The following is a 20,317-nucleotide window of genomic DNA, read 5'->3' as shown; positions in this document are numbered from 1 at the left end:
AACCGCCCCCCCGGGCGGACCGAGAACCGGGGAGCCGGCTCGCCCGCGCACCGGGGATCCGGGCCGTCAGCGGGGCGCTCAGAGCGGCTTGTGCGCGACGGCGGCGAACATCGTCACCGACAGGTGGAAGGCGCCCTGCCCGGCGGCCTCCTCCAGACCGGCCAGGAGCCGGTCGCGCTGCGCCCCGGTGATCAGGCCCCGCCCGGCGGCCGCGTCGGCGAGCCCGAGGACGATCGGCCGGCTGACGGTGCGGGGGTCGTGCAGCAGGACGTCGGCGCCGAGCGCGTCGACGGTCAGGCCCGCCGCGGCCAGCCAGCCCGTCAGGCGGCGCCCGGCGTCCGGGGTGGCGGCGGTGGCCAGGGCGACGGCGGCCAGCGCGGGGCGGACCTCCGGGTCGGCCGGGTGCAGGACGAAGGTGGACCAGTCGGTGTCGAGCAGGGCCACCCGGCCGCCCGGGCGCAGCACCCGGGCGATCTCCGCGACGGCCCGCGCCGGGTCGTCCAGGTGCTGCAGGACGCGCTCGCACCGGACCGCGTCCACCCCGGCGTCGGGCAGCGGCAGCGCGAGCGCGTCGCCGTCCAGGAACCGGGCCGCACTGCCCGCCTCGGCGGCGCGCCGCTCGGCGACGGCGCGCAGGCCGGGGTGGGGTTCGAGTCCGGTCGCTGCGCCGTCCGGGGCGACCGCCGCCGCGAGCACCACGGTCTCCGAGCCGGTGCCGCAGCCGACGTCCAGCGCCCGCTCGCCGGGGCGCGCGGCCAGCTGCGCGTGCGCCCACTCGCGCAGCCGCCGCACCCCGGCCGAGGCGGCCAGGACGTCCAGCACGGCGACCAGGCGGTCGGTGAGCGCGGGATCGGCGTTGGCCGCGCGGAAGGCCGAGGTGGGGCCCGGGTCGCTCATGGCGCTCACTATAGGCAGTTGCTCGGACACTCTCCGTGTCGAGCCGCCCCGGCCGCTGTTCGTGGTCGTGCGTCCGGCCGTGCTCGTGCCGGGCGGCGCGGGGTTCAGCGCAGGCCGGGCAGGGCGCGGAGCTCGGCGACGCGCAGGAGCCGGGCGAGGAGGAGGAACAGCAGGGCCATGGTGAGGGCGCCCGCCGCCGTCGGCAGGAGCGCGGCAAGCTGCGCGGACGCCGGGGCGTCGGGGACGCCGCGGGCGACGAGCCAGCCGGCCGTCCCGGCGAGCGCCGCGGCCGCGGTCAGCTTGCCGTAGGTGCGGCAGATCCGCCGCCCGTCCAGCAGCCCGCCGGTGCGCCGGCGCAGCCGCAGCGCGGTCAGCAGCAGCCCGACGCCGTAGGACAGCGCGTACGCGGCCGCCATGCCGGTGACCGCCCAGCGGGGCGGGAGCAGCAGGTGGCAGGCGGCGGCGAGGGCGACGTTCGTGCCGGCGATCCACAGGGCCAGGACGAAGGGCGTGCGGGTGTCGTCGAAGGCGTAGAAGCCGCGCAGCAGGAGGTACTGGGCGGAGAAGGGGATCAGCCCGAGTCCGAAGGCCTGGAGCATGTGGCCCAGCGGCAGGACGGCCGCGGCGTCGGTGCTGCCGTGGGCGAACAGCAGCCGGGCGATCCCGGGGCCGAGGGCGACGAACGCGAACGCGGCCGGGACGATGACGACGCCGCTGGTGCGCAGCGCGCGGGACAGGTCGGCCCGCAGGTCGCCGACGCGGTCGTCGAGGACGGCCCGGCTCATCCGCGGCAGGAGCGCGGTGACCAGGGTGACCGTCACGACGGCCTGCGGCATCGACCAGATCTGCTGGGCGTAGCTGTAGGCGGTGTAGCCGACGCCGTCGTGCGGCAGCGCGGCGTCGGCCGCGGAGGCGAAGCGGGTCACGAGCGTGCCGGCCGCCAGGTTGGTGAGGACGAACAGCAGGGTCCAGCGGGCCGCGCCGACGCTCCGGCGCAGGCCCGTGCCGCGCCAGTCGAAGCGCGGGCGCAGCCGGAACCCGGCGGCGTGGGCGTACGGGACCAGGGACAGCGCCTGCAGCGCCAGGGCCAGGGTGGTGCCGGCGCCCAGCAGGGTGACCTGCTCGGGGGTGACGGCGTCGACCCGGTCGGGGGCGTTCAGCAGGCCGAGGTAGAGGCCGAACACCGCGATGAGGACGACGTTGTTCAGGACCGGGGTCCACATCATCGCCCCGAACCGGTTCCGGGCGTTGAGGACCTGGCCGAAGATGCCGAAGAGGCCGTAGAAGAAGATCTGCGGGAGCAGGTAGCGGGCGAAGACGACGGTCAGCTCGAACGCGGCGTGCGTGCCGGGGGTGTCGTCCTGGTAGAGGCGGATGACGTCCGGGGCGGCCCACACCGCCAGGGCCGTCCCGGCGGCCAGGAGGCACAGCACGAGGGTGACCAGGCGCTGCTCGAACGCGGCGCCGCCGTCGGGGTGTGCGCTGCGCGCGCGCACCAGCTGCGGCACCAGGACGGAGTTGAGCGCGCCGCCGATCAGCAGGAAGTAGAGGCTGGTGGGGACGGTGTTGGCCTGGTTGTAGGTGGTGGCCAGCAGCCCGGTGCCCAGCGCGGCGCCCTGCAGCACCTGCCGGATCAGCCCGGTGAGCCGCGAGAGCACCGTCCCCGCCGCCATCAGCACGGACGGGTGGAGGCGCGGGCCCGTACCGGCCCTGTTCGTACCGGCCCTGTTCGTACCGGGGGCTGCCGGGTCGGCTCCGTCGGCGTCGGCCCTGCGTGCGCCGGGCACGTCCGCACCGGCCCCGCCCGTACCGGCCCCGCGCCTGCGGGCCGCGTGGCGGCCCCGTTTCCGTGTCGTCCCCTCGATCATGATCCACAATCTACGTTCCCCGGGCCGCAGTTGAGGCCCGATCAGCCGCTTCCGCATCCGGCGGGCGGGCGGGGGCTGGCGGGCTGGCGGGCGGGCCGGCGCGGTCCGGTGGGCGCTCAGACCGGGGCGAAGGTGCGGCGCAGGTGGGCCACCAGGCGGGCCGGGTCGGCGGCGGGCAGGCGGGCGGCGAGGTAGCCGTCGGGGCGGACGAGCAGGGCCTCACCGTCGCCGACCCGGTAGGCGGCGTGGAAGGCGGCGCCGGTGTCGCGGACGACGGGCAGGCGCAGGCCGTCGGCCACCGCCGGGGAGGCGGGGGATTCCTGGGCGAGGACGGCGTACACGTCGAGCAGGCCGTGGGCGGCGGCGTGGGCGGCGGCCGCGCAGGCGTGCAGGGTCTGCGCGTCGGTGGCGGGGCCCGCGGCGAGCAGCAGGGTGTGGCGGGTGCCGCGCAGCAGTTCGTGCAGGCGCTGCGGGTAGGCGGTCAGGGGGCGGGTGAGGCCGGCGCAGTCGGGGGCGCGGTCGCCGGGGGCGGGGCGGGTGCCCGGGGCGGGCTCGGTCAGCGGGCCGTCGCGGTAGCCGACCAGGAGCTGGGCCTCGCGCAGGACCGGGGCGGCGGGGTCCTCGGGGTCGCTGTCGAAGCCCGCGCGGGCGTGGCGCACGGTGCGGGAGACGACCTCCTCGCCGACGGGGTGGCGCTCGGCCTGGTAGCTGTCGAGGAGGGTGTCGGTGGCGGCGCCGCGGACGGTCAGGGCGAGCTTCCAGGCGAGGTTCCAGGCGTCCTGGATGCCGGTGTTCATGCCCTGGGCGCCGGTGGGCGGGTGGATGTGGGCGGCGTCGCCGGCCAGCAGCAGGCGCCCGGCGCGGTAGCGGTCGGCGAGGCGGTGGCTGATCCGGAACACCGAGGACCAGCGCAGCGCGGAGGCGGTGGCGGGCCGCGGGGAGAGACGGTCCAGGACCTGCTGGATGTGCCGCAGTTCGGGGGCGCGGCCGCCCTCCAGCCCGTGCGCGACCCCGGCGGCGGGGGCGGTGGCGAGCTCGGGCGGGACGTTCATGGACACCCGGTAGCGGCCGCGCCCGGGCAGCGGGACGCACACCAGCGCGTCGGTGCCGCCGTCGGCGGTCCGGCGGGTCGAGCGCACGACGTAGCCGGGCGGCAGGTCCCAGTCGAGCTCGACGTCGCCGAGCATGTACTGCTCGGGGAAGGCGTCGCCGCCGAAGCCGATCCCGGCGGCGTGGCGCACCGTGCTGTGGGCGCCGTCGCAGCCCACGACCCAGCGGGCGGTCAGCTCGCGCGGCCCCGCGGGCGTGGCCAGGGTGACGCGCACGACCTCGTCGTCCTGCTCCAGGCCGAGCACCTCGGTGCCCCGCTCGACGGCGCCGCCGCACCCGGCCAGGTGCTCGGCGAGCAGCCGCTCGGTGGTGTCCTGGGGCAGCGCGGCGAAGCGGTACGGCACCTCGGCGGGCAGGTCGAGGTCGAGGCGCGGGCCGGGTTCGCCGTCGACGAAGGCGAGCTGGCCCAGCAGCGGCACCGCCTCGTCCAGGACCCGGCCCACCAGCCCCATCGCGTCCCAGAGCTCCAGGGTGCGGGGCTGGATCCCCACCGCCTTGGCGTAGGGCTGCGGGGCGTCCAGCCGGTCGACGACCCGGCAGCGCACGCCGCGCCGGCACAGCTCGGCGGCCGCGGTCAGGCCGACCGGGCCGGCGCCCACGACCAGTACGTCGGTGTCGTCCATGCCCGCTCCTCGGCTGCCCGGCACCGGCGGTGCCGCCCGTACTCCCAGGCTGCCCTCCGCCCCGGCGTCCCGCCCGGCGGAGGCGGTGGGACGTCCCGGCGGCCGCGGCGTGCGGGTTCGGCGTGCGGGTTCGGGGCCCGGGGCCGGCGTGCGGGCCGGGGCCCGGGGCCGGCGGGAAGGTCCCCCGTACAGGTACTGCTGGTTTGCGAACGGTTGACGCCGGGCACGTCCGCTCCACAGGTCCGCAGCCTCTACGACACCTACCGTTCGCCCAACGTTCTTGTACGGTCCCTACATTCGGGCCACTGCCGGTGATCGGCCGTCGGCGGTGCGTATCCGCCCGGCCCCGTCCGGCGCGCGTCCGCACCTGAGGAAAGGCCGCCCGATGGCCCCCCGCCTGTCCGTCGTCGTCCCGATCTACAACGTCGAGCGTTACCTCGCGGAATGCCTCGACTCGATCGCGGCCCAGACCTTCCAGGACTTCGAATGCGTCCTGGTCGACGACGGCTCCACCGACGGCGGCCCCGCCATCGCCGAGGAGTACGCCGGCCGCGACCCGCGCTTCCGCCTGGTCCGCCAGGAGAACCAGGGCCTCGGCGCCGCCCGCAACACCGGCTGGCGCCACCTGACCCCCGGCACCGAGTACCTGGCCTTCGTCGACAGCGACGACACCCTGCCGCCGCACGCCTACCAGCTGATGATCAGCACGCTGGACGAGACCGGATCCGACTTCGTCACCGGCAACGCGCTGCGCCTGCGCACCAGCGGCCTCACCCCCTCGCACGGCCACCGCCGCGCCTTCCGCGAGACCCGGCTGCGCACCCACGTCAGCGAGGTGCCCGCCCTGGTCACCGACCGCACCGCCTGGAACAAGGTCTACCGGCGCTCCTTCTTCGACGCCGCGGGCATCCTCTACCCCGAGGGCATCCTGTACGAGGACGCCCCGGTCAGCGTGCCCCACCACTTCCTCGCCGAGCGGGTCGACGTGCTCGCCGAGCCGATCTACCACTGGCGGGTGCGCGAGGACGGCGACCTGTCCATCACCCAGAAGAAGACCGACCCGCGCGGCGTGGTCGACCGGGTCCGCTCGATGGAACTGGTCCGGGAATGGCTGCTCGCCCGCCCCGAGCCGGAGTTCGCCGAGCACCTGCGCGCCTACGACCACAACTGCCTGGTCGAGGAGATCCCGATGTTCTTCTGGTCCGTCCCGGACGGCGACCGCGCCTACCGGGAGGCCTACCAGCAGCACGTCAGCCGACTGCTGCGGGCCATCGGCCCCGAGCGGCTTGCCGCCCTGGGCAGCCGGCTGCGGCTCAAGTACCGCCTGACGCTGGCCGACCGGATGCACCGCTTCGTCGCCGTCCAGCGCCTGCACCGCCTCGCCCGCCGCACCCGCCAGGTCGCCACCCGGAGCTGACACCGGGCCGCCACCCGGGGCCGGCGCCGGGCCGCCACCCGGGGCCGGCGCCCGGGGCCGCCACCCGGGGCCGGCGCCCGGGGCCAGGGCCGGGCCGCCACCCGGGGCCGGCGCCGGGGCCCTCGGGCCGGAACGGCCACCGCCCGTCCTGCTCCTGCTCCTGCTCCTGCCTTTTGCTCCTGCTCGGGGTGCGGCCCCGGCTTCGGCCCGGTGCCGAGCGTGCGCAGGGTGCGCAGGAACAGGTCCGCCTCGGCCGGTGCGAGCAGCGCGAGGAAGCGGCCCTCGGCCGCCACGCGCACGCGCTCGGCCCGCGCCGGCAGCTCCCGCCCCTGCGGGGTGAGCCGGACGACGTTCCGGCGGCGGTCCTCGGGGCCGCGGGCCCCAGCCGAACCACCCGCCCAGCCGGTCACCTTCGGCATCAAGACCACCCCCGTGCGCGCCCCCTACGCCGACGTCCTCCGCGTCCGGCAGGAAGCCGACGACCTCCCCGACCTCGCCGACGCCTGGTCATGGGACCACCTCATGCCCATCGCCGACCCCGAGGACGACGTCCCGGAAGTCCGGACCCTCCTCAGCGCCCTCGCCACCTCCACCCGCCGGCTGCGCCCCGGCCTCCTGGTCACCAGCAACCGGTTCCGCCACCCCGCCCGAGCTCGTCCCGCCGGGACCAGGCGGCGGCACCCCACCAGCCGCCCGGAGCCGGCGGCACCGCCGGGCCGAACCCCGCCGCCGCCGAATACGCCGGACACGGCCTGAGCCTCGTCCCGCCCCGGCGAGGGCATCGACCGCCTCGCCGAGACCCTCACCGTGCTGCGCGGCCTGTGGACCCAGGACGTCTTCGACTTCGACGGGCGCCACAACTCCCTCCACGGGAACCGCCACCACCCCGAACCCGTCCAGCCGCCGGGCCCGCCGATCCTCATCGGCGGCCGGGGAACATGCCTGCTGCGCCTGGTGTCCGCCTGTTCGGCGACCAGGCGGCCACCAGGACCGTCCCCGGCCCGCCCCACGACACCGTCGACCACGTCCGCGAACGCAGCCGCGTCCTCGACGCCCACTGCGCGCGATCGGCCGCGACCCGCGCACGATCACCCGCTCCGTCCACTACGTCGTCTCCTGCGACGACCCGGCCCGGGACCGGGCCGTCCTCGCCGAACCGATCGCCGCGGGCTTCACCCCCCTCGTCCTCAGCCTGCGCAGCCCCGACCCGCCGGGCGTGGCGCGGTGGCTGGTCGACGAGATCGTCGGCCCGCTGCGCCACGGCTGACCCGGGGGAGCCCCGGCCGCCGTCCGGTCGTGTGGCGCGCGGTGAGGCGGTGCCCGGTCAGGTGGTGCCCGGTCGTGCGGTGCGCGGCCCGGCGGCGTCGAGCGCGGCGAGCAGCCGGGCGCGTACGGCGGCGGCGGCCTCGCGGGTGACCGGGTCCTCGCTCTCCAGCTGCGGGGCGATCAGCTCCACGGCCGCGGCCAGGAGCGGGAGGGGCACCTCGGCGGTGCGCAGGTGGAGGAGCTGCGACGCCGCGCGCTCGCCGGGCGTGGGCGGGGTGGGGGCGCCGGGGATGAGGGCGGTGATGCCCCGGGGGAGCTGGCTGTCGGTCACCCGTCCATTCTCCCGCCTGCGCACCCGTGGAGATCACCGGGCGCAGCCGTGCGGCGGGGTAAAGGACGTGCCGCCGGGCGGCCGGGGGCGGGAGGATGACCGCCATGAGTGCGATCATCAGCTTGGATCTGGCCGGCTTCGTCCCACGCGAGGACGGGAACGGCACCGGGGGCGGAGACCGGGTGTGGGACGACCCACAGGGGATGGTCCTGTCCGTCCACGACTTCGCGCTCGTGCCGGACCTGGTGGCCCCGCTCGACGCGGGCGAGCGGCTGCTGCGCGAACTGGCCCGCCACACCGCGCGGAGCGGGGCCGCGCTGATCGAGGCGCAGGTGCGCGACCTGGGCGGGGTGCCGGGCCTGTGGCAGCTCGTCAAGGTGCCCAGGGCGACCGGCCGCGGGCAGGTCTTCATCGGGGCGTGGACGGTACCGCGCGACCGGTGCAGCGTGGTGCTGAAGGTGCAGGCCGCCGAAGGCCCGGTCAGCGGCATGCGCGAGGCGGTGGTCGCCGACCGGGTCGGCTTCGACGCCTACGTCCGCCCCCACCCCTACGACCCCGACCTGCGCGGCCCGCTGCCGTACCACGCGGCCGACCTCCCGGAGTGGGACGCCCACTTCCCCACCCACCCGCTGACCCTGGTCCGGCAGACGCTGGCCCGGGTCGGCGCGAGCGCGGTGCTCGACGACCGCTTCCGGGCCCTGCCCCCGTTCCCCGGCCCCGCACCCGACGGCGGCGCATCCGGCGGCGGTGCGTCCGGCGACGGCGCCGGCGACGTCCCGGCCGCCCCCGCCCCTGCCCCGGCGGAGGCGCCGCGCCGCCGGTGGTGGCGAGGACGCTGACGGGGCCGCCCGGCCCGCGCACGGGAAGTCGAACCGGCCGACTTCCCGTGCAGCGACACCGCTCCGCGCCGCCGACTCCCAGGATCGGTGCACCACGGGGTGCCCTGCCGATCGGCAGGGCACAACACCCGCGGAGAGCAGGACTTTTATGCCGATCGGCACATGTGCGCGAGGGGGTGCGGCGGCCACGCTTGGGGACATCGAGACGGCGGCCGCCCGGGCCGTCGGAGGGAGGGAAACCCACCGTGTTCCGCATTCGTACCCGCATCCGTAGCCGCGCCTCTGCCCGCGCCTGCGCCCGCGCCTGTGTCAGTGCCCGTGCCGCCCGGGGCGTCGCCGCGGCCGGGCTGGCGCTCGTGGCGCTCACGGGCGTCGCCCCGGCCTCCGCCACCGGCGCCGCGTCCGCCACCGCTCCGTCCGCCGAGCAGGACGGCCGGGCCGCGCGCCCGGCGAGCGTCAGCGGCACGGCCCGGATCTCGTACGCCTTCTCCCCGGACGACGAGATCCGGTTCACCGTCGACGCCCTGGCGGCCCCGTACACCCACCGCTTCCCGGGCACCGGTGCGGCCGAAGGCCTGCCCACCGACGCGCGGGGCACCGTCCGCTACTCCCACCGCACGGCCGACACCGGGAAGGTCTACAGCGCCGAGGCCCAGGTGGACTGCCTGAGCACCGGTGGCCCGGTCGCCACGCTGACCGCCGTCGTCACCAGGTCGGACGTCGGCAACACCGGCGAGCGAATAGGCCTGAGCATCTACCAGGGCAGCGGCCACGGTGACGCCCGCCTCGGGTTCTCCTGGGGCGTGGCCAACATGGACGTGGGTGCGGACGGCAAGCCCTACCAGCCGGTGGTCGGCACCTGCATGGCCCCGGCTCCGTTCGCCCCGGTCCTGCGTGGCGGCTTCACCGTCCACCACACAGAACTGGAGGCCCCGGGGACGGCCGGCCGCTGACCGGGCCCGCGCGGCGGCGATCCCGCCCCACTTCCGGCCTCGGTCCCGCCTCACTTCCCGACCACGAGGCGGCCGATCGTGCGGCCGAGGAGGCGGGGTGCCAGGCGCCGGGCCGTCCACATCGCCCGGGTGCCGCGCCCGGGGAAGGCCCACAGGTGTCCGCGGGCCAGGGCGCGGTCCATCGAGTCCAGGACCACCTCCGGGTCCAACCCCCGGACGTTGCCCACCAGTTCGGGGGAGTCGGCGCGCATCCGGTCCAGCATCGGGGTCTCCACCGCGGGCGGGCAGACGCACACCACCCGGATCCCGTCCCCGCGGTGCTCGGCCGCGACGGTCTCGGCGAGGAAGTGGACCGCGGCCTTCGCCGCGCCGTACGCCCCGCCCATCGGCACCGGCACCCAGCCGGCGATGGAGCCGAACAGCACCACCTGTCCGCCGCCCCGCGCGGCCATGGCCGGCACCACCGCCCGGACCACGTGGAGCGTGCCGCCGTACACGACGTCCATCACGCGCAGGGTGTCCGCCGGGTCCTGGTCCAGCAGCCGCCCCATGGCGGCGACGCCCGCGCAGTGCACCAGTCGGCGGGGCGGGCCCAGCGCGCGGCCGATGTCGCCGACCACGGTGGCGACGGCCGACCGGTCGGCGACGTCGCAGACGAACGGGCGCACCCCGGCGGCCTCCGCGGCCAGGGCGTCGAGGCCGGCCGCGTTCACGTCCACCGCGGCCACCGCCCACCCCGCGCGGGCCAGCCGCAGCGCCGCGGCCCGTCCGATCCCGCCGGCGGCACCGGTGACCAGGGCCACCGCACCCGGTGAAGACGACATCCGCACGCTCCTCGGACTGCTCGACTGCTCGACTGCTCGACGGCTCGACTGCCCGCGCACCAGGGCCCGTCCCCGGTGCGTTCCGGCACCGGAGGTCATGCCTTCCCACCCCGCCCGGATCCCACCCGCCGGGGGCCCGCCCTGTCCGTACGGAGCCCCGCCCGTACGGTGCGCGACCGCCGCCGCCGTCAGGTGCGGCCCGGGCGCGGGCGGGGCCGCCGTGCGACGGTGAATACAGGACCGCGGCTCCCGGGCACGCGTGGCGCACCGCGTGACGGGTCCCGGCAGGCCACGGGTCGGCGCGGCCGCCGGAGGATGCACCATGCACGCGAGGGACAGGACACCGGGAGAGCCGGAGGGCGAGCACAGGGGTGAGCACGGCGACGCCCGCCCCGACGCGCTCCCCGACACCCACGGGGAGGCACGCGGGGAGGAGCCCCAGCCCCCGCCGCCGGGGTCACCGCCCCCGTCGGGCCCGCCCCCGTCGGACCCGCCGCAGGGGGCGCCCGAGCGGATGACCGCCCGGCAGGCCCGTCAGGCCCGGCGGGCGGCCGAGTGGGGCAAGGCGAAGTACCTCGGCTCCTGGGCCGAGAACCTGTGGGGGCGGCTGGACGCGGTGGACTTCCTCAGCCAGGCCATGGTGCTGGCCGCCACGCTGCTGCTGTGCGCCGTCCCGTTCATGCTGGTGGTGTCAGCCCTGGCCGGGCGGTCGGCGGTGGCCGGGCTGACGTCGCGGCTGGGCCTGAGCCCGGAGGCCTCCGCCGACGTCGGCCACCTGTTCGCCTCCTCCTCGACCACGTCCTCGGCGGTCACCGGCCTGTCGTGGGTCTTCTTCATCGGGGGCGGCCTCGCCGCCGCCGTCTCGATCCAGCAGCTGTACCAGCGGGTCTTCCAGCTGCCCAAGCACGCCTGGGACAGGCTGCGCGCGCTGGTCTGGCTGGCCGTGGTGGTGGGCTGGCTCGCTCTGGCCGCCCTGGTGGGCCACACGTTCCACGCGAGTCAGCCGGTGCTGTGGTGGATCATCAGCGTCGCCGTCTGCATCCTCTTCTGGTGGTTCACGATGTGGTTCCTGCTGGGCGGGCGTGTCGCCTGGCGCCGGCTGCTGCCGTGCGCGGTCGCCACCGGCGGGTTCTGGATCGGCATGCTGCTCGTCTTCCACTTCACCTTCTCGGGCATGGTCATCGGCAACGAGCAGGAGTACGGGCCGATCGGGGTGGTGTTCACCCTGATGTCGTTCTTCATCGCGATCGGCGTGGTGATCATCCTGGGCGCGTCCACGGGCATGATGTGGCACGACCGGGGCATGTCCTTCCGGGCGGCGGTCCGCCGAACACGCCGGACGCCGTAGCCCCCGCCCGGCTCCACCCCCCCGCCCGGGCCCGCCCCCGGTCCCCGCCGCCCCCGCCCCCCCGCTGACCTCGCCGCCCGCTACCCCGCCCCCCGCTACCCGGCCCGGCCGCCGCCCGCCCCGGCGGTGACCAGGCCGGACTCGTAGGCCGCGATGACCGCCTGGGCGCGGTCCCGGACGTCGAGCTTGCCGAAGATGCTGGTGATGTAGTTCTTCACCGTCGACAGGCTGATGTCCAGGGCCCGGGAGATCTCGGCGTTGTCGAGGCCGGTGGCCATCAGGCGCCACACCTCGACCTCCCGGGGCGTGAGCCCGCCGGTGTCGGCGACGGGCGGCGGGGCGCCGAGGGGAGCCCGGACGTAGGTGGAGATCAGCCGGGTGAGCAGGCGCGGGGCGACCACCGCCTCGCCGGTGTGCACGGTGCGGATCGCCGCGCCCAGCTCCTCCGGCGAGACGTCCTTGGGCAGGAACCCGTGGGCGCCGGCGCGCAGCGCCGCCACCACGTACTCGTCCATGTCGAAGGTGCTGAGGGCGAGGACCCGGCAGGAGGGCAGGGCGCGGGCCAGCTCGCGGGTCGCGTCGACCCCGTCCAGGACGGGCATCCGGATGTCCATCACCACGACGTCGGGGCGCAGCAGGCGGGCGGCGGCGACGGCCTGCTCCCCGTTCTCGGCCTCGCCCACCACCTCGAAGGACGGGTCGGGGGAGAGGATCAGTGACAGGCCGCGCCGCACCAGCGGCTGGTCGTCCGCGATGAGGACCCTGATGCCCGGTCCCGGTGCCGCCGCGCTCACCGGGCCGCCGCCGTGCCGTGCTGGACGGCCGCGTCGGCCGTCTCCTCCGGGGCCAGCGGCAGCTCGGCCACCACGGCGAAGCCGCCCGCCGGCCGCGGGCCGGCCTCCAGGGTGCCGCCGTGCAGGGCGACGCGCTCGCGCATGCCGATCAGGCCGTACCCGCCCCGGCTCCCGCCCGCCGCCGTGTCCCGGCCGGGCTGCGCGGTGTCTCCGTCGAGGCCGCCGCCCCTCCCGCCGCCCCTCCCGCCGTCGTCGCGCACCTCGACGGTGACCCGGTCCGCGCCGTACGTCAGGAGCACGCTCGCGCGGGCGGGCCCCGCGTACTTGCGGGCGTTGGTGAGGCCCTCCTGGACGATCCGGAACACCGTCAGGCCGACGGTCGGCGGCAGCGGGCGCCGGGGCCCGTGGACGTCGAGGTCGGTCGGCAGCCCGGCGAGGCGGGACTCGGCGACCAGCCGGTCCAGGTCCTCCGCCCCGGGCTGGGGCGAGGGCAGGCCGGCGTCCGGCTCGTCGCCGGCCCGCAGCACGTCCAGGAGCTGGCGCATCTCGCGCAGGGCCAGCCGCCCCGAGGACTCCAGGGTGACCAGGGCCTCCCGGACCACCTCCGGGTTGGCGAGGTTGGCCCGGGCGCCGCCGGCCATCAGCTGCATGGTGGTGATGTGGTGCGCCACGATGTCGTGCAACTCCCGTGCGATGCGGCGGCGTTCGTCGGCCACCGCACGGTCGGCCAGCAGCCCGCGGTTGGCCTCCACCTCCCGCTGCCAGCGCGCGATCGCGACGCCGGCGCCGGCTGCCAGCAGGGCGGCGGCCGGCGCGCTGACGGCGGCCTGCCAGGTCGGCATGCGCAGGTTGCTCTGGCCCAGCACCGTCAGCACCGACGCCACCGCCACGGCCACCGCCGTCCGCGCGACGGGGACGGCGGTGGCCACCGTGTACAGGGCGACCGCCAGGACGGCGCCGAAGTGGGGGCTCGGCGGTGGTGCGGACAGGTCGGCCGCGGTCCCCAGCACCAGGACGCCGGCCAGCGCCGCGACCGGACGCCTGCGCCGGGCGAGCAGCGGCAGGGCCGCCAGGGCGACCAGGAGGAAGCCCGGCAGGCTCGCCCCCCGGTCGACGCTCTCCCCGTTGAACACCAGGTAGCCGAGCAGGTCGATCGTGCAGGCGACGGCCGCCACCAGCGCGTCGGTGTTGCTCCACGGAGCGCCGTCGGCATCCGACGAGGGGTCCGCCGCCGCGCCGGGCCCCCGGCCGGGGGCCACCCCGTGCCCCGCGTCCGCCACGAGGCGCTGACGCCCGCCCATGTCCGTTCCCCTCCGTGTCGTTCCCGTGCCGTACCCGCGCCGCCACCGCCGGCGACCGACCGTCCGCCATCGGACGACCGTCCCGGACGACCGCCCGCCATCGGACGACCGTCCCGGACGACCGTCCGCCATCGGACGACCGTCCCGGACCGGCACTGATCAGCTGCGATGACGCCATTCTGGCATCGGTCCACCCCGCCCCCGCATGGTCCCCACGGCCGATCGCCGGCCCCGGACCAGGACCACGGTCCCGGGTCCGGCCCCGGCCGGGGACCCGGGGCCCCGGTGCGGATCGTCCCGCGCGAGGACGTCCGGGGCATGCTCCGGGTGATGGTCTGGAACCCGTCCGGGAACCCCCGGAGCCGCCCCGGGAACCCCCCCGGGAGCCGAGACCGACCTGCGGACGCTCGCGTCCACCGCCGGAGGATTTTCGTGATCCGCGCACTGACCGGATACGCCACCAGGAACCCGTGGAAGGTGATCACCCTCTGGGTGCTGCTGGGGATTTCCCTGACCCTGCTGAGCCCGATGCTGCTCTCCCGCGTCACCCAGTCCCAGACCGGGGACTTCCTGCCCCGGAGCTACGACTCGGCCGCCGCACTGCGGATCGCCGAGGAGAACTTCGGGGCGAGGCCCGACGCCACCACGGTCACGGTGCTGGTGGCCAGGACGGATGGCAAGCCCCTCGCCGCCGCCGACCAGCAGCGGATCGAGGCCGAGGCGGCGAAGCTCGCCCAGCGCCGGGTCGTCATGCCCCGGAAGAAGGACGATCCGGCCTTCCTCGTCCCCGACCGCTCGCAGACCCCCCGGATCGCCCCCGCGATGGTGGCCCCCGACCGCGGCTTCGAACTCCTCGCCGTCGAACTGACCGGGAACGCCGCCGACGAGGGCGTCCAGGGCGTCTACCGGACCTTCCGGGACGCCGCCCGGGCGCAGTTCGCCGACGCCGGGATGCGCACCGGGTTCACCGGGGGACTGGCCGACTCCGTCGACACCGCCGACGCCAACCGCACCGCCGCGACGGTCGGCGGCGCACTCGTCACCGGGCTGATCGTCCTGCTCAACGTGCTGGTGTTCCGCAGCGTCCTCGCGGCCCTGCTGCCGCTGCTCGCGGTCGCCTTCATCGGCGGCGTGGCCCAGGGTGCCGTGGCCGGCGCCGCGATGCTGACCGGCCTCAAGCTCGACGCCGGCACCCCCGGACTGGTCGCCGTGGTGCTGCTCGGCATCGGCGTCGACTACCTGCTGTTCCTGCTCTTCCGCTTCCGCGAGCAGCTGCGCGCCCGGCCCGAGCAGCCCGCCCGCGAGGCGGCCGCCCAGGTCTGCGCCCGGGTGGGCACCGCGATCACCTCGGCCGCGCTGACCATCGTCGCCGCCTTCGCCACCCTCGGCGTGGCGAGCTTCGGCCAGTTCCGCTCGCTCGGCCCGGCCATCGCCGTCGCCGTCCTGGTCATGCTGCTGGGCAGCCTCACCCTGATGCCCGCCCTGCTCGCCGCCTGCGGCCGCGGGATGTTCTGGCCCTCCCGCAGCCTGCGCCGACAGCCGCGCGAGGGCTTCGCCGCCCGCTTCGGCGCGGTGGTGGCCCGACGCCCGCTGCCGCTGCTGCTCGCCGCCGTCGCCCTGCTCGGCGCCCTGACCGCCGGCACGGCCGGGATCCGGATGGACTACGGCGTGGGCGGCGCCGGGGAGAAGACCCCGGCCGCCGTCACCGCCGCCGAGATCTCCCGCACCCTGCCGGCCGGCGTCTCCGACCCGACGAGCGTCTACGTCCTCGCCACCGACGGCACCGCCCTCACCCCCGGACGGCTCGACGACCTCGCCGGGGCGGTGGCCCGGGTCGACGGCGTCGGCACGGTGGGCGCCACCGTCCTCAACGCGGACCACCGCGCCGCCCGGATCGACCTCTACCTGAAGGCCGATCCGCAGAGCCAGCGCGCCCGCGACCTGGCCTCCGGCCCGGTGCGCGCCGCCGTCGCCGCCCACACGCCCCCCGGGACCACCGCCCACGTCGGCGGCACGGCCGCGATCTACGCCGACGTCGCCACCGCCGTCGACCACGACCTGGCGGTCGTCTTCCCGGTCGCGGCCGCCCTGATCGCGCTGATCCTGCTGCTGCTCCTGCGCAGCCTGCTCGCCCCGCTGGTCCTGATGCTCTCCGTCGGCCTCGGCTTCGCCGCCACCCTCGGCGCCGCCACCCTGCTGTTCCAGCACGGACTGGGCGAACCGGGCGTCAGCTTCACCCTCCCGCTGGTGCTGTTCCTGTTCGTCGTGGCCCTGGGCACCGACTACAACATCCTCATCACCGACCGGATCCGCGAGGAGATGCGCCACCCCGGCCCCGCCCGCGCGGCCGTCGCCCGCGCCGTGCGGCACACCGCTCCCGCCGTCGCCACCGCCGGCCTGGTCCTGGCCGGCTCCTTCGCCACCCTGGCCACCACCCCGGGCAGCGAACAGGTGGCCTTCGCGATGACGCTCGGCATCCTGCTCTCCGCCGTCGTCCTGTCCCTGGTCCTGGTGCCCGCCGTCGCCGCCCTGTTCGGCCGCGCCCTGTGGTGGCCCGTGCGCACCGCCCGCCACGAGCGCACGGCCGCCGGGGCCCCGGAGCCGGCCCGGATCCCGGTGCCCTGACAGCGGGTGCCCCCGAACCGGCGGGGGCACGGCACCGACGAGGGGGCGGGCCCTGCCCGCCCCCTCGCCCGCATTCCCCCGGCCGCCCCCGGCCGTCCTCTCGCCCGCATTCCCCCGGCCGCCCCCGGACGGCCCTGCCGCCCGTCAGTCCAGCCAGCGCCCGTCGCGCATCAGCTCACGGCCGGCCAGCTCGTCCGCCTCGCGCCAGGCCTGGACCAGGCGCGGGGTGACCAGGAACCAGCGGTACGCCGTACCGAGCCCGCGCGGGTCGAAACCGGTGCGCGCCGCGAACCGGTCGCCCCGCTCCCGGGGCAGGGCGTCCATCGCCAGCACCTCCACCGTGCCCTCGACCACCGTCACGTCACGGGTGTGCCCCAGGGTCAGCCGGGCGGTGCCGCCCGCGGCCAGGTTGCGGCCGGTCGGGCCGTCCGCCACCGTCGCCAGCAGCAGCGCCCCGCCGTCCCAGTCGAAGGACAGCGGCACCAGGTACGGGGCGCCGTCGGGCGAGGCGCTGGCGAGCCAGAGGTCGACGTCCTCGGCGAGCCGGCGTTCGGTGTCACGGCGGCGCTCGGCGCGGGAGCGCGGGCCGTGGGCCGGCTCCTGCAGCAGGCCGATCGGGTTGCCGTCCGGGTCGACGAGGGTGGCCACCAGCCGTCCGCCGCCCACGTCGTGCACGGGCTCCTTCACGGTGGCGCCCGCGGCGGTCACCGCGGCCACGGCGGCCCCGATGTCCGGCACGTGCCAGTGGGCCAGCGGCGCGGTCAGGCCCTGCGGCCCGCCGGCCGGCAGCAGCCCGATGTGCTGGCCGGCGGCCTCGAAGCCGACGTAGTACGGCTCGTCGGTGCGCGGCGGGGTTCCGAGCAGGGCCGCGTACACGGCCCTGGCCGCCGCCAGGTCGGACACCGGGTACAGGACGGTCCTGATCCCGAGGGTGGCGGAGCCGGTCACGGGTCACTCCTCTCGTCGCGGGACCGCGCCCTGATGGCCGATCGCCGTGGTCACAGCCTCGCCCGCCCGGAGTGCCCGCCGCCTCCGTGCCGACCACGGAACCCGGTACGGAACTCCGTTGGCCGGCACCGATAATGAGCCGGTGTCGACTCCACTGATCTCGCCCCGGGAAGCCGACGTGCTCGCGCTGCTCGGCGACCACCTCAGCAACGCGGAGATCGCCGCGCAGCTGTTCATCTCGGTCCGCACGGTCGAGTCCCATGTCTCCTCGCTGCTGCGCAAGTTGGAGCTGCCGGACCGCCGGGCGCTGGCCCGGAGCACGGCCGCGCCCGCCGCCGCCCGCAGCGCCTCGGCCGACTCCGCCCACCAGCCCAGCCCGGCGCCCGTCCAACCGGCGCCCGTCCAACCGGCTCCCGCCCTCCCGGCGCCGCTGACCGCGTTCGTCGGCCGGGCGCGCGAGCGCGCGGAGCTGGCCGAGGCGCTGCGGGCCCACCGGCAGGTGACCGCGGTCGGCCCGGGCGGGGTCGGCAAGACGCGGCTCGCGCTGGCCGTGGCGGGCGAACTGGCCGCCGGCTTCGCCGACGGCGTGCGGTTCGTCGACCTCGTCCCCGTCACCGACCCGCAGCGGGTGGGCGCGGCGGTGGCGGCGGCCGTGGGCGCGGGCGAGCAGCCCGGCCGGGGCGTCGACGACGCGGTGGTGGCCGCGCTGGCGGACCGCGCGGCGCTGCTGGTGCTGGACAACTGCGAGCACGTACGCGACGGCGTGGCCCCGTTCGTGGAACGGCTGCTCACCGCCTGTCCGCGGGTGCGGGTGCTCGCGACCAGCCGGGCCCGGCTGATGGTGCCCTTCGAAAGGGTCCTCGCGGTCCCGCCGCTGTCGCGGGTCGGCGGCGGCGACTCGGACGCGGTCGCCCTGTTCACGGCGCGGGCGGCCGCCGTCGGCCGGGCCCCGGACCGGGAGCGGCTCGGCGAGGTCGCGGCGCTGTGCGAACGGCTCGACGGCATGGCGCTGGCGATCGAGCTGGCGGCGGCGCGCTGGCCCACGCTCGGGCTCGACGGCCTCACGGCCGGCCTCGACGACCAGCTGCGGATCCTGGCCGGCGGCCCCCGCGCCGACGGCCGGCACCGGTCGGTGCGCGCGGTGCTGGACTGGAGCCACGACCTGCTCGAACCCCGGGACCGGGTGCTGCTGCGGCGGGTGTCGGCCTTCGTCGTGCCGTTCACCGCGCAGGCGGCGGCCGAGGTGGCCGGGTTCGCGCCGCTGGATCCGGCCGAGGTCGCCGACGGGCTGGGCCGGCTCGCCGAGCAGAGCCTGCTGGCCGTGACGCACGACGCGGCGGGCACCCGCTACCAGGCGCTGGAGACCATCCGGCAGTACGGGGCGGAACGCCTCGACGGGGCTGGGGAGTCGGCCGAGGTCCGCTCCCGCCACCTGGCGTGGTGCCTGGCCGGTGCGACCGCCCTGACGGGACGCCACCACCCGGACCAGCCGGACCAGCCGGACCATCCGGACCATCGGGACCACCCCGGTCACCCCGGCCATCCCGATCGCCCGGCTGGCCCGGACCGGCGCGCCCGGTTCGACGCTCTGGCCGAAGACCTCCGGGCCGCCCTCGCCTGGGCCGCCGACCGGCCGGAGCAGCGGGTACCGGCCCGCCGGCTCGCCCTCGCCCTGGCCGCACTCGCCTTCGACGCCAACCTGCTCGGCGAATCACAGCAGCGCTTCGAACAGGCCGCCGCACTCGCCGGCCCGACCGAGGACACCTCCGACGTCACCACCGGCACCGCCACCATCACCGCCACCGGAGACGCCACCTGCGACGCCGCCGCCGCGCTGCGCGAGGCCGCGGGGGTGGCCGGCTGCCGCAGACGCGGCGAGGACATGTTCCGCCTGCACCGCGCCGCCGCCGAGGCCGCCCTGCAGGCCGGCGACACCACCGGCGCCGCCCGCGACCTGGCCACCGCCGCCACCGTCGCGTACCGCTTCTCCAGCACCTTCGCCCGGATCCCCGGGACGCCGGAGGTGAACTCCCTGCTCGCGCAGGCGCGGGAGCTGGCCGGCCCGGCGGACCCGGCCGCGCGGGCGGCCGTCGCCCTCGCCGAGGCCGCGGTCGTCGCGGACGCCTACGGCGCCGTCCAGGGCGACGCCGACAACACCGCGCACGAGACGGTCGGGTACGCCGAACGCGCCGTCGAACTCGCCCGCCTCACCGGGGACCCGGTCGCCGAGTCCGCCGCCCTCGACGCGCTCTCCGGCGCCCGCAGCTGGGCCGGCGAACCGTTCGGCGCCGCAGCCGCCGCGAGCCGCCGGATCGACGTCCTGGCCGGCGCGCCCCGCACCCCGGCCGGGACGCACGAGCTGGTGGACGCCCTCGCCATGGCCGCCGGAAACGCCCTCGGCGTGGGGCAGTTGGCGCAGGCCCGCCGGTGGAGCGGGAAGCTCGCCGAGCACCCGCTGCTGGCCGAGGCGGGCCACCACGCCACGTCCTGGCTCCTGGTCACCGAGGCGTTCGCCGGCCGCGCCGACGCGGTGCTCCCGGGCGGCGCCACGTTCCTCGACGCGTGGGAACGGGGCGGCCGGCCACGGTCGTTCGTGCTCGGCCCGGCCGCCGCGGCGGTCGCGATGGTCCACGGGCTGCGCGGCGACCACGACGCCCGGGCGGCCTGGCTCGCCGTCGCGGACCGGGCCGGCCCCGTCCTGGACCACCGCCACGGCCACGGCGCGGTGTTCGACGCCGTCGTCCTGCTCCACCACGGCGACGCGCAGGCGGCCCTGAACCGCCTGGCACCGGAACCGGACCAGGTGTGGAAGTGGGTCTGCTGGGTCTGGCTGCACTGGTACGTCGCCCTGCGGGCGGAGGCCTCGGTGCTCGCCGGCCACCCGGACGCCCGCGAGCGGATCGCCGCGGCCCGCGCCGTGATCGACGGCAACCCGGCCGCCTCCGCCCAACTCGACCGGGCACAAGCCCTGCTGGACGGCGACCCGGCTCGACTGCCCGCCGTCGCGGCGGCCTTCGACGCGGCCGGCTGCCCCTACCAGGCGGCGCGCACCCTGCTGCTCGCCGGCGACGAGCACCGCCCCGCCGGCCGGTCGGCACTCGCCGGCCTCGGCCTCGCCCCGCCGCCCGCCGGATAGCCGCCCGCCCGCTGACGCGTCAGCCGCCCCGCCCGCC

At 77.0% G+C, this 20,317-nt stretch carries 16 protein-coding genes and 1 pseudogene; 8 read left to right on the top strand and 9 right to left on the bottom strand.

The annotated features are described in order from the left end of the window. Positions 1-78: 78 nt before the first annotated feature. The 3 genes from ACIRST_RS22125 to ACIRST_RS22115 form a co-directional block, all read right to left on the bottom strand. Positions 79-897, bottom strand: a complete 819-nt coding sequence (locus tag ACIRST_RS22125; protein WP_402803759.1) for a methyltransferase domain-containing protein — start codon at positions 895-897, stop codon at positions 79-81. A 104-nt stretch (positions 898-1,001) separates the two neighbouring features. Next, the gene (gene murJ, locus ACIRST_RS22120) at positions 1,002-2,570 is read right to left on the bottom strand and encodes a murein biosynthesis integral membrane protein MurJ (RefSeq protein ID WP_402803953.1); all 1,569 of its coding nucleotides are present in this window, start codon (positions 2,568-2,570) and stop codon (positions 1,002-1,004) included. Positions 2,571-2,881: 311 nt separating this feature from the next. Next, entirely contained in the window at positions 2,882-4,498 is a 1,617-nt protein-coding gene (locus ACIRST_RS22115) for an FAD-dependent monooxygenase (protein ID WP_402803757.1), read from the bottom strand. A gap of 385 nt (positions 4,499-4,883) precedes the next feature. On the opposite strand from ACIRST_RS22115, the gene ACIRST_RS22110 reads away from it, so the two are divergent. From ACIRST_RS22110 to ACIRST_RS22100, 3 genes are all read left to right on the top strand, one after another. After that, positions 4,884-5,915, top strand: coding sequence for a glycosyltransferase family 2 protein (locus ACIRST_RS22110; protein WP_350519572.1), 1,032 nt, complete (start codon positions 4,884-4,886; stop codon positions 5,913-5,915). Between the two features lie 432 nt (positions 5,916-6,347). Beyond that, positions 6,348-6,671, top strand: coding sequence for a hypothetical protein (locus tag ACIRST_RS22105; RefSeq protein ID WP_402803755.1), 324 nt, complete (start codon positions 6,348-6,350; stop codon positions 6,669-6,671). Between the two features lie 51 nt (positions 6,672-6,722). Further along, entirely contained in the window at positions 6,723-7,331 is a 609-nt protein-coding gene (locus tag ACIRST_RS22100; RefSeq protein ID WP_402803753.1) for a hypothetical protein, read from the top strand. On the opposite strand, the gene ACIRST_RS22095 is transcribed toward ACIRST_RS22100, so the two are convergent. After that, a complete protein-coding gene (locus ACIRST_RS22095; protein ID WP_402803751.1) occupies positions 7,240-7,512 on the bottom strand; it encodes a hypothetical protein in 273 nt (90 codons plus the stop codon). The genes ACIRST_RS22100 and ACIRST_RS22095 overlap by 92 nt on opposite strands. A gap of 104 nt (positions 7,513-7,616) precedes the next feature. Here ACIRST_RS22095 and ACIRST_RS22090 point away from each other — a divergent pair, with 104 nt between their 5' ends. Both ACIRST_RS22090 and ACIRST_RS22085 read left to right on the top strand, forming a co-directional pair. Continuing rightward, a complete protein-coding gene (locus ACIRST_RS22090; RefSeq protein WP_402803749.1) occupies positions 7,617-8,351 on the top strand; it encodes a hypothetical protein in 735 nt (244 codons plus the stop codon). A 245-nt stretch (positions 8,352-8,596) separates the two neighbouring features. Next, complete coding sequence (locus ACIRST_RS22085) at positions 8,597-9,304, top strand: hypothetical protein (RefSeq protein WP_402803747.1); 708 nt, start codon at positions 8,597-8,599, stop codon at positions 9,302-9,304. A gap of 50 nt (positions 9,305-9,354) precedes the next feature. Here the strand turns inward: ACIRST_RS22085 and ACIRST_RS22080 are convergent, their stop codons facing one another. Then, on the bottom strand, positions 9,355-10,128 hold the full coding sequence (locus ACIRST_RS22080; RefSeq protein WP_402803745.1) for an SDR family NAD(P)-dependent oxidoreductase: 774 nt from the start codon (positions 10,126-10,128) through the stop codon (positions 9,355-9,357). A gap of 514 nt (positions 10,129-10,642) precedes the next feature. Here ACIRST_RS22080 and ACIRST_RS22075 point away from each other — a divergent pair. Then, positions 10,643-11,476, top strand: coding sequence for a hypothetical protein (locus ACIRST_RS22075; RefSeq protein ID WP_402803743.1), 834 nt, complete (start codon positions 10,643-10,645; stop codon positions 11,474-11,476). 95 nt (positions 11,477-11,571) lie between these two features. Here the strand turns inward: ACIRST_RS22075 and ACIRST_RS22070 are convergent, their stop codons facing one another. Beyond that, complete coding sequence (locus ACIRST_RS22070; protein ID WP_402803741.1) at positions 11,572-12,270, bottom strand: response regulator; 699 nt, start codon at positions 12,268-12,270, stop codon at positions 11,572-11,574. Beyond that, positions 12,267-13,571, bottom strand: coding sequence for a sensor histidine kinase (locus tag ACIRST_RS22065; RefSeq protein ID WP_402803739.1), 1,305 nt, complete (start codon positions 13,569-13,571; stop codon positions 12,267-12,269). The genes ACIRST_RS22070 and ACIRST_RS22065 overlap by 4 nt, the downstream gene beginning before the upstream one ends. Before the next feature lie 432 nt (positions 13,572-14,003). Between ACIRST_RS22065 and ACIRST_RS22060 the strand changes: the two genes are divergently transcribed. Then, positions 14,004-16,196, top strand: coding sequence for an MMPL family transporter (locus ACIRST_RS22060; protein ID WP_402803737.1), 2,193 nt, complete (start codon positions 14,004-14,006; stop codon positions 16,194-16,196). Between the two features lie 144 nt (positions 16,197-16,340). Here ACIRST_RS22060 and ACIRST_RS22055 read toward each other — a convergent pair whose 3' ends face one another. Beyond that, positions 16,341-16,805: a pyridoxamine 5'-phosphate oxidase family protein gene (locus ACIRST_RS22055; RefSeq protein WP_402803951.1), complete on the bottom strand. Its 465-nt coding sequence runs from the start codon at positions 16,803-16,805 to the stop codon at positions 16,341-16,343. Then, positions 16,794-17,144, bottom strand: a pseudogene (locus ACIRST_RS22050) (VOC family protein); the annotation flags it as partial. The pseudogene ACIRST_RS22050 and the gene ACIRST_RS22055, both read right to left, overlap by 12 nt. Before the next feature lie 142 nt (positions 17,145-17,286). On the opposite strand from ACIRST_RS22050, the gene ACIRST_RS22045 reads away from it, so the two are divergent. Further along, positions 17,287-20,280 (top strand): ATP-binding protein, encoded by a 2,994-nt coding sequence (locus tag ACIRST_RS22045; RefSeq protein WP_402803735.1) that lies wholly within the window; start codon positions 17,287-17,289, stop codon positions 20,278-20,280. Positions 20,281-20,317: the final 37 nt, after the last annotated feature.

The sequence above is a fragment of the Kitasatospora sp. NPDC101447 genome (assembly GCF_044767225.1).
In the GTDB taxonomy this organism is placed as follows: Bacteria; Actinomycetota; Actinomycetes; order Streptomycetales; family Streptomycetaceae; genus Kitasatospora.
The sequence above is the reverse complement of the archived record's forward strand: the minus strand, read 5'-3'. Positions and strand labels throughout refer to the sequence as shown.

Coding starts and splice junctions, on each gene's coding strand:
- ACIRST_RS22125 (WP_402803759.1), bottom strand. CDS start 897: ATGAGCGACCCGGGCCCCACCTCGGCCTTCCGCGCGGCCAACGCCGAT.
- murJ (WP_402803953.1), bottom strand. CDS start 2,570: ATGGCGGCGGGGACGGTGCTCTCGCGGCTCACCGGGCTGATCCGGCAG.
- ACIRST_RS22115 (WP_402803757.1), bottom strand. CDS start 4,498: ATGGACGACACCGACGTACTGGTCGTGGGCGCCGGCCCGGTCGGCCTG.
- ACIRST_RS22110 (WP_350519572.1), top strand. CDS start 4,884: ATGGCCCCCCGCCTGTCCGTCGTCGTCCCGATCTACAACGTCGAGCGT.
- ACIRST_RS22090 (WP_402803749.1), top strand. CDS start 7,617: ATGAGTGCGATCATCAGCTTGGATCTGGCCGGCTTCGTCCCACGCGAG.
- ACIRST_RS22080 (WP_402803745.1), bottom strand. CDS start 10,128: ATGTCGTCTTCACCGGGTGCGGTGGCCCTGGTCACCGGTGCCGCCGGC.
- ACIRST_RS22075 (WP_402803743.1), top strand. CDS start 10,643: ATGACCGCCCGGCAGGCCCGTCAGGCCCGGCGGGCGGCCGAGTGGGGC.
- ACIRST_RS22065 (WP_402803739.1), bottom strand. CDS start 13,571: ATGGGCGGGCGTCAGCGCCTCGTGGCGGACGCGGGGCACGGGGTGGCC.